Here is a 364-nt window from a genome sequence, read left to right as displayed (position 1 = left end):
ACGCCGAACCCGAATGCGTTCGCGCGCGCCGTGAGCTCACAATAACCTCTGGCGGGAAAGCGGAGTCCGGTCAGGTGTCGACCGCAAGCCCGTCCTCAAGTATGGAGCATTCAACCTGCTCGTAGTTGAAGAGTATTTACCAGCAGACCAGGCACGGATTTAAAAACAATGCCGCCGAAACTGATAGAGTTGAAGTAAAGAACGATCTCCGCCGTCCTCAGCACGAAGATGAAAGAAGGGAGGGCGCCCGAGAGCCAGCAGCGGTACTGGAAGTTGCGAGGCTCGATGTTAGCGCCGAGCGATTTTAGCCGCTATTAGTCAAATGATTTGGCTCTGTTAGACCAGGATTGACATTCCGCCCCAT

This window comes from Collinsella sp. AF19-1LB, assembly GCF_003459655.1.
GTDB lineage: Bacteria > Actinomycetota > Coriobacteriia > Coriobacteriales > Coriobacteriaceae > Collinsella.
This window is presented reverse-complemented; position numbering follows the sequence as displayed.